This is a genomic window from Ruegeria sp. HKCCD7251 (assembly GCF_013031165.1).
Lineage (GTDB): Bacteria > Pseudomonadota > Alphaproteobacteria > Rhodobacterales > Rhodobacteraceae > Ruegeria.
The window spans coordinates 135,227-142,475 of sequence record NZ_WPZC01000010.1 but is presented as its reverse complement, the minus strand read 5'-3'; the positions used below and the strand labels follow the sequence as shown (position 1 = coordinate 142,475).

Here is a 7,249-nt window from a genome sequence, read left to right as displayed (position 1 = left end):
ACAACGTCCGACCCTCAACCTCACCGCTCACAGCTACGCCGTTCACAGTCATCGAAATCTTCATCAGATTTTCCTCCCTGTAATACTCAGCTCAACCACCGATCAGGCGCTTGAGCCATCCTTTCTTCTCTTCGGTTTGCGCGTCAGCTTGAGCAGGCTCAGGCGTGGCCGCGGGTTGCGGCGCAGCGTCTGCTGTTTCGAGCTGAGGCTCTTCTTCAACCACATTCTGGAAGTTCTCAAAGAACTGGTCGGCCATTTTCTTGGCCACGCCGTCGATGACCCGCCCACCTAACTGGGCAAGCTTTCCACCCACACGCGCATCGACATTGTAAGACAGCAACGTGCCTTCCGGCACGTCGGACAGAGTGACGTCTGCGGCGCCCTTGGCAAAACCGGCGGCCCCTCCTTTGCCTTCACCCGACAACTTGACGCTTTCCTGATTGACCATGTCAGACAGGGTCACTTCACCCTTGAAAGTCGCCTTTACCGGGCCGACTTTCTGTACCACCGTAGCGGCAAAGCCATCCTCTGCCGTTCCCGACATTTCTTTGCAGCCGGGGACACATTCTTTCAGAACATCGGCTGACAACAAAGATTCCCAGACCTTGGAACGTGGTGCCGCGATGACGCGACTGTCATGAAGTTCCATGTCATTCCCTCCAGTATTTTTCGTTAAGTTAAGCGGTGATCCACTTGGTGCCTATAAGACCTTGGGTGTAGTCACCGAAGTTTCGGTGGCGAATGCGTCAGGCCGTGCGCCGCAAAAATCTGCTTGATCCGGCCATCCTGAAGCGCCGCATAAATCGCGTCATCCACTGCGTAGCTGAGACCGCGATAAGCGAAGTGAACTGCCACGCCGCTGGTCCAGGTGCTGACCGCAAAGCCGGGCAGGGGCGGGGTGTGAACATCCAATTCGGGTGTCAAACCAGCCTCAAGCTGGGCGCGTGGTCCCATGGCCGCCATGGTTTCGCCTGCTGCCAATGCCTCCATCGCAAGACCTGCTGTTGGAAAGCGGCGCACATTCTGCGCAAGCTGACCGCCCGGAAAGGCCGATAGAAAGAAATCGGCAATCGAGTCATTTTCGACCGCGACTGTGTCAAAACGGAAATAGGCAGGGACCGGCGGGTCATCAGGATACGCATCCTTGCGATAGGCGATGGCTATTTCTTCGTCGTGATACTGACCGGTGAACACAACCTGTTCCACGCGGCAGGCAAATTCGCTGTCGTAAGGAATGTGCAGCATCACATTAGCCACGCGCCCGTTGATCAGGGGACCTTTCCAGATCCAGTTGCGTAGATCGGCCTCAAGGTTTTCCCCGGCGGCGACTAGATTGAACCTGGCCTCGACCCCCAAGTCATCGGCAATCAGTTTGCCGATATCAATATCAACGCCCTGTATCTGGCCGTCTTTCTCAAAGGACCAAGGCGCAAAGTCTTCGTAAGCTGCGAACTCGATATATCCGCGCTCGACAATCGTATCGAGATCGGCCCCGACAATGTCCCGGCTTGCATTCTGAGGTTTAGGTTGGGGCACATGATCTTCACACCTGGCCGATACCGTTCCGGCGGAAAGGGTTGCGGCCAACAGGGATAAAACGAAAAGGTGTTTGATCATGTGCCCACTTTGCTGCGCTATTGCGCGGCAGACAATCCGATAGTCAATTGTTCGGCAGCTTCGGCAAAATCCGGGTTTTCGCCCGAGATCAGAACCGCAGCCCGCAAAGCGACGCTGTCAGCGACCGGAGCACCCGAACCCGTTTCGATCGTTTCAGCGATCTCATTGAGTTCGGACTTCAACGCCTCTGCGTCGCCTTCTCCGCCACCTGCCATATTGGTGAGAGTGTCGCGGATTTCCTTCAGGCGCTCGGCGTGATCTTCCAGCGCGCCGTCGTCGGGGCGCGTTTCAATATAAGTCCGTATGGCCCAGGCTGCTTTCTGCCCCAGTAGTTCACCGAACGCGGGCATCTTTGTGATCCCGTTTTGGGTGTAACCGTCGCGGAAGCGTTCGACGTACCATTCGTCACCGTATTCTTCGGCCTCCAGATAGCGCAGATCAGGGGCCAGACCGCCGGAAACCACTCCAAGACCGTGACAGCGCGCACAGTTCTGATTGTATCCGGAATCACCGATTGCGATCGCCGCTTGCCACACCTCTTCTCCCTTGTCGCGGTAAGGGTTTTCGATCAGCCATTCGTCACCCACCTCGGGCAGGGCGTCGGTGTTGACGGGTTGCGGGGCGACATCGCCATGAGCCAGTGCCGTGCCCCCAGCGGCGACGGCGCCCAGAACGGCACTAAAGAAAACTAGACGCATCCTATCCTCCTTTACGATGCTTTTCCCGGTCATAGCGCAGCGGGAATCAGCGGGAAATTCGACCTTGGTTGCAGATCAGGCCAATGTTGCGACTAAGGTCCAATGGTACCGAGGCAAATCGGCGTTTTTTATTTGAACTGCCTGGGAGGAGGCATGGTAATGAAGACTTGTCTGAGTGTTGTCGCGGCATTGATAATGTTGCCGGGCGCGGTTTTGGCCGAGATTGCAATCTCGGTTACTTACCTGCAGCTTCAAGTTCCGCGCCCGCCGGTTTTGTCAAACCTCGACCCGCTGCCTGACGATCTGGGTATGGCCGGTGCTGAACTGGGCTTGGCTGACAATCTGACAACAGCGAAGTTTCTCGGCCATAAGTATGAACTTACAGTCGTGGCCGTGCCTGAAGGCGAAGACTGGCTGGGTGCCGCGCGGACTGCACTGAATGAAACACCTTTTGTGATTCTGGATGCGCCTGCGCAGGCGCAAATGGACGTCGCGGATTTGCCCGAAGCGTCATCGGCCATATTATTCAACGCTTCTGCACCGGATGTGTTGATCAGAGAGGAGGAGTGCCGCGCAAATCTATTGCACACGCTGCCTTCTGACGTGATGCGAACCGATGCATTGGCGCAATTTCTGGTAAAGCGCCGATGGGACGATCTGGCTTTGATTACAGGTGAACATCCTGGTGATCTGGACTTTGCGGCCGCTTTAAAGCGATCATTGCAGAAGTTCCGCCTTGAGCTGAAGGCGGAAAAAACGTGGGCTTTTGATGCCGACCTTCGGCGTAATGCGTCGCAAGAAGTGCCCCTGTTTACGCAGGATTTCGGTGATTATGACGTATTGCTGGTTGCCGATGAGCTGAACGATTTTGGCCGTTATATTCCGTTTAACACGTGGGAACCCAGACCAGTTGCCGGTTCCGAAGGGCTGAAGCCAGTGACGTGGTCACGCGTGGTCGAGCAATGGGGCGCGGTCCAGATGCAGAACAGATTTGTTGATCAATCGGGACGGTCAATGATGCCCAAGGACTATGCCGCATGGGCGGCGTTCCGGTCCCTGGGAGAGGCGATAACGCGTACCAACTCGGCTGATCCCGCTGTTTTGCGGTCATATTTGTTGTCGGATGACTTTGAATTGGCGGGTTTCAAGGGACGCCCGATGAACTTTCGGGCATGGAATGGTCAGTTGCGCCAACCCATCCCCCTGGTGACGGATCGCGCCGTGGTTGCAATGGCGCCGCTCGAGGGGTTCCTTCACCAGCGCACCGAACTAGACACGCTGGGAATCGATCAGGGCGAAAGCCAGTGCCAGGCGTTTAAGGAGTAAATTCTATGAGACTGACTGCAATTGCCGCCGCACTAACCATCTGCACCCCTGTTGCAGCGGATGAGATCTGGATCAGCAACGAGAAGGACGACACGCTCAGTGTTATTGATATCGACACGCTTGAGGTAATTCGCACCATCGAAACCGGAGAGCGTCCTCGGGGGATTACGTTCTCCAAGGATTTTTCGGTTTTGTACATCTGCGCCTCTGACAGTGATGCAGTACAGGTCATGGATCCGGAAACCGGTGAAATATTGCACGACCTGCCCTCGGGTGAGGACCCGGAACAGTTTGTACTGCATCCGAACGACCGTCATCTTTACATCGCAAACGAAGATGACGCGATTACAACGGTTGTCGATACGGAATCCCGTGAGGTCATTGCACAGATTGATGTAGGGATTGAGCCCGAAGGAATGGCAGTGTCACCGGACGGGAAGATCGCAATTACCACCTCGGAAACGACCAATATGGCCCATTGGATTGACACCGAAACGCAGGAGCTTTTCGCCAATACTCTGGTTGATTCACGCCCCCGCCACGCGGAATTCGTCAAGGACGGAACCGAGCTGTGGGTGAGTTCAGAGATTGGCGGCACTATCACCGTGTTTGACGTCGAAACCCAAACCGAAAAAGCCAAGATCAAATTCGAGGTTGAAGGTGTCCACCCGGACCGCGTTCAACCCGTGGGGTTTGAATTGTCCGAAGGTGATGAAACGGCTTTTGTCGCGCTGGGGCCGTCAAACCATGTCGCGGCTGTTAATGCCGAAACTTATGAAGTCGAGGATTACATCCTTGTCGGCCGCCGTGTCTGGCACATGGACTTCAATGCCGACAAGTCGCTGCTGTTCACAACGAATGGTGTGTCAGGGGATGTAACAGTGATCGATGTCGCCAAGCGCGAGCCTGTCAAAACGATCAAGGTTGGTCGGTTCCCCTGGGGCGCTGCTTTCCGCCCAACCAACTGAACAATTGTAGGAGAAATTGAAATGAAGCGACTGGTACATGTGGCAGCCCTGTTTGCTTTGGCGTTGCCGACAACAGCCTTGGCCGACGATGAAGATGACGATAACGGCTTTGGTCTTGCCGGTTTGCTTTCGGCAAAGAACAAGGAAGACCTGCCACCAATTATCTTGTCGGCCGGGGAACCTTTGGCAGACGCCCCTTGGGAGCTGAAATCAGGCACCTATTACGAGTTTGAAATTCAAGGCGACGGCAGTCAGGAACTGGCTATTGTCGGGCCCGAGTTCTTTAGGGCAATCTGGGTCGACGAAATCGTGGTCGAGGGGCTTGAGATCCGACCGCTTGGTGTTGATTCAATCGAGTTTGACGAAGCCGGTGAGATGGAAATAGGTTTTGTCGCTATCAAACCTGGCAGCTACTATCTGAAAGTGCCGGGCAGCACCGGCGAAACACAGAGGTTGGAGATTACCATTAAGTGACGGGGCTTTCGGTCCGAAATGTCAGCTACGCCTATGGCGAAAAGCACGCTTTGGATGATGTGAGCTTTCACGTTCCCCTAGGCGCGTTTTGTGCGTTACTGGGGCCAAACGGTGCTGGGAAATCAACCTTGTTTTCCCTTTTGACGCGTTTGATGACCACAAGTGGCGGGATGATCGAGATTGCGGGTTTCGACATTTCGAAACACCCGCGTCAAGCTTTGGCTCAGGTTGGTGTAGTCTTTCAGCAGCCCACTCTGGATTTGGATCTGACCGTCCGCCGAAACCTCAGCTATTTTGCGGCTCTTCATGGGTTATCAGGCCGAGAAGCCGAAAGCCGTATCGAAGCCGCGTTAGAGCGACTGGACATGGCAGAACGCATTGGGGAACGTGCGCGCGATCTTAACGGGGGGCACCGCCGAAGGCTGGAAATCGCCCGGTGCCTGATCCATTCGCCATCCGTTTTGTTGCTGGACGAGCCAACTGTCGGGTTGGATGCTGCCGCCCGAACCGCGATCACCAAACACGTTCATGACCTGTCCGCGCAGGAAGGCATGACCGTATTATGGGCCACGCATCTGACAGATGAGATTTCCACGGATGATCAGGTCGCCATCCTTCACAAAGGACGCCTTTTGCAACAGGGTTCAAGCCAAGAAATTACGAATGGCGCGCCTTTGAAGGACGTTTTCTTGTCGATGACTGGGGCCGTGGCATGAAGGCTGGCTTGATCGCACTTTGGGCAATCCTGTTGCGCGAGGCCTTGCGTTTTGTTCGACAGCGCAGCCGGTTCATCGCAGCATTGATACGCCCATTGGTCTGGCTGATTGTTTTTGCCGCCGGGTTTCGCGCGGCTTTGGGGCTTTCGATCACGCCGCCGTATCAGACCTACATCACCTACGAGATTTACATCGTGCCGGGCTTGTGCGGGATGATCCTGCTGTTCAACGGGATGCAAAGCTCTCTGAGTCTTGTTTACGACCGCGAAATGGGTTCGATGCGTTTGCTTTTGACCAGCCCGTTGCCGCGATGGTGGTTGTTGTTCTGCCGGTTGCTTGCCAGCACGACGATTTCGATCTTACAGGTCTATACTTTTCTGGCGGTGGCCGCGATCTATGGAATCGACATGCCGTGGAATGGATACATCTATGCCTTTCCGGCTTTGATTGTCGGAGGGCTGATGCTGGGTGCCCTTGGGTTGGCCCTATCTTCGGCAATCCGGCAGCTTGAGAATTTTGCGGGGGTGATGAACTTTGTCATCTTTCCGATGTTTTTCCTGTCTTCCGCTCTCTATCCGCTATGGAAAATGGCTGAAAGTTCAGCTTTGCTTAGGGATATCTGTGCCCTCAACCCTTTCACCCATGCCGTTGAACTGATCAGATTTGCGCTTTACGGACAATTCAATGCCACCGCATTTGCCTGGACTGTACTTGCTGGGCTTGTGTTTCTGGGTCTGGCGCTGTGGGGCTATGACCCATCTCGCGGAATGAAGCGCAAGGCTGGCTGACGTTTTCTACGACCACAACACAAGTGAAATGACCTTTGGGATGCGCTATAATGCCCGGCAATCGGAGGGTTCTGTCATGATCCGTATCGCAATTGCTTTGCTGTTTCTGGGCGCGGCCGCCTCGGCCCAGACGGTCGAGGATGAGTTCGGCACGCTAAACCCGCAGGACACGGGCTTTGGTCGGGTCATGAGCAATATTGACAATGGCGTCACCGATATGACGACCTGCGCAACCGGCTATTACATCACCAAATCCGGCCGTCACGAGATGGCGCGCAAGCTGTTCGAAAGCTGCGCTAATGCCGGGTATACCAGCGCGATGACTTGGATGGGGCAGTTGGACAATAACGGGCTGGGTGGTCCTTACGACCCGGACGCTGCGGCAGCTTGGGACAAACGAGCCGCTGACTTGGGCGATCCCGTTGGCAAGTTCAACTACGGGCTGAATCTTTTGCGGGGTCACGGTGTCGCAATAAACCCCGAATTGGGCCGCGCTTACGTGGATGAGGCTGCGGAAGACGGTTTGAAAATAGCGAAGCGCCTTCAGAATTCGGGCTATGATCCGAACGAAGTTACCCCCGACGCAGACGAGTGGAAATACGCACCGCTATTCTAAGTGTGTTTTTGTTTAATATATTGAATTTAAAGAAAACACAGAAATG

Annotated in this window: 9 protein-coding genes; 6 read left to right on the top strand and 3 right to left on the bottom strand. The window is 55.0% G+C overall.

What is annotated here, in order from left to right; all coding sequences use genetic code 11:
- Positions 1–91: 91 nt before the first annotated feature.
- From GOX75_RS18945 to pedF, 3 genes are all read right to left on the bottom strand, one after another.
- Positions 92–649, bottom strand: coding sequence for a CoxG family protein (locus GOX75_RS18945; RefSeq protein ID WP_171125740.1), 558 nt, complete (start codon positions 647–649; stop codon positions 92–94).
- 71 nt (positions 650–720) lie between these two features.
- Positions 721–1,617 (bottom strand): ABC transporter substrate-binding protein, encoded by an 897-nt coding sequence (locus GOX75_RS18940; protein ID WP_171125738.1) that lies wholly within the window; start codon positions 1,615–1,617, stop codon positions 721–723.
- Between the two features lie 17 nt (positions 1,618–1,634).
- A complete protein-coding gene (pedF, locus tag GOX75_RS18935; RefSeq protein ID WP_171125736.1) occupies positions 1,635–2,315 on the bottom strand; it encodes a cytochrome c-550 PedF in 681 nt (226 codons plus the stop codon).
- Between the two features lie 159 nt (positions 2,316–2,474).
- Here pedF and GOX75_RS18930 point away from each other — a divergent pair, with 159 nt between their 5' ends.
- From GOX75_RS18930 to GOX75_RS18905, 6 genes are all read left to right on the top strand, one after another.
- Positions 2,475–3,641 carry an ABC transporter substrate-binding protein gene (locus GOX75_RS18930; protein ID WP_171125764.1) on the top strand — a complete coding sequence of 389 codons (1,167 nt, stop codon included), beginning with the start codon at positions 2,475–2,477 and terminating at the stop codon, positions 3,639–3,641.
- 5 nt (positions 3,642–3,646) lie between these two features.
- Positions 3,647–4,609: a YVTN family beta-propeller repeat protein gene (locus GOX75_RS18925; protein WP_171125734.1), complete on the top strand. Its 963-nt coding sequence runs from the start codon at positions 3,647–3,649 to the stop codon at positions 4,607–4,609.
- A gap of 21 nt (positions 4,610–4,630) precedes the next feature.
- Complete coding sequence (locus tag GOX75_RS18920) at positions 4,631–5,083, top strand: hypothetical protein (protein ID WP_171125732.1); 453 nt, start codon at positions 4,631–4,633, stop codon at positions 5,081–5,083.
- Complete coding sequence (locus GOX75_RS18915) at positions 5,080–5,799, top strand: ABC transporter ATP-binding protein (protein WP_171125731.1); 720 nt, start codon at positions 5,080–5,082, stop codon at positions 5,797–5,799. The genes GOX75_RS18920 and GOX75_RS18915 overlap by 4 nt, the downstream gene beginning before the upstream one ends.
- Positions 5,796–6,587 carry an ABC transporter permease gene (locus GOX75_RS18910; RefSeq protein WP_171125728.1) on the top strand — a complete coding sequence of 264 codons (792 nt, stop codon included), beginning with the start codon at positions 5,796–5,798 and terminating at the stop codon, positions 6,585–6,587. Before GOX75_RS18915 ends, GOX75_RS18910 begins: the two co-directional genes overlap by 4 nt.
- Before the next feature lie 76 nt (positions 6,588–6,663).
- Positions 6,664–7,203, top strand: coding sequence for a sel1 repeat family protein (locus tag GOX75_RS18905; protein WP_171125726.1), 540 nt, complete (start codon positions 6,664–6,666; stop codon positions 7,201–7,203).
- Positions 7,204–7,249 lie beyond the last annotated feature (46 nt).

What these genes read in the sequence shown, in the direction of transcription:
- GOX75_RS18945 (WP_171125740.1), bottom strand. Translation starts at nt 649, where the DNA reads ATGGAACTTCATGACAGTCGCGTCATCGCGGCACCACGTTCCAAGGTC.
- GOX75_RS18940 (WP_171125738.1), bottom strand. Translation starts at nt 1,617, where the DNA reads ATGATCAAACACCTTTTCGTTTTATCCCTGTTGGCCGCAACCCTTTCC.
- pedF (WP_171125736.1), bottom strand. Translation starts at nt 2,315, where the DNA reads ATGCGTCTAGTTTTCTTTAGTGCCGTTCTGGGCGCCGTCGCCGCTGGG.
- GOX75_RS18930 (WP_171125764.1), top strand. Translation starts at nt 2,475, where the DNA reads ATGAAGACTTGTCTGAGTGTTGTCGCGGCATTGATAATGTTGCCGGGC.
- GOX75_RS18925 (WP_171125734.1), top strand. Translation starts at nt 3,647, where the DNA reads ATGAGACTGACTGCAATTGCCGCCGCACTAACCATCTGCACCCCTGTT.
- GOX75_RS18920 (WP_171125732.1), top strand. Translation starts at nt 4,631, where the DNA reads ATGAAGCGACTGGTACATGTGGCAGCCCTGTTTGCTTTGGCGTTGCCG.
- GOX75_RS18910 (WP_171125728.1), top strand. Translation starts at nt 5,796, where the DNA reads ATGAAGGCTGGCTTGATCGCACTTTGGGCAATCCTGTTGCGCGAGGCC.
- GOX75_RS18905 (WP_171125726.1), top strand. Translation starts at nt 6,664, where the DNA reads ATGATCCGTATCGCAATTGCTTTGCTGTTTCTGGGCGCGGCCGCCTCG.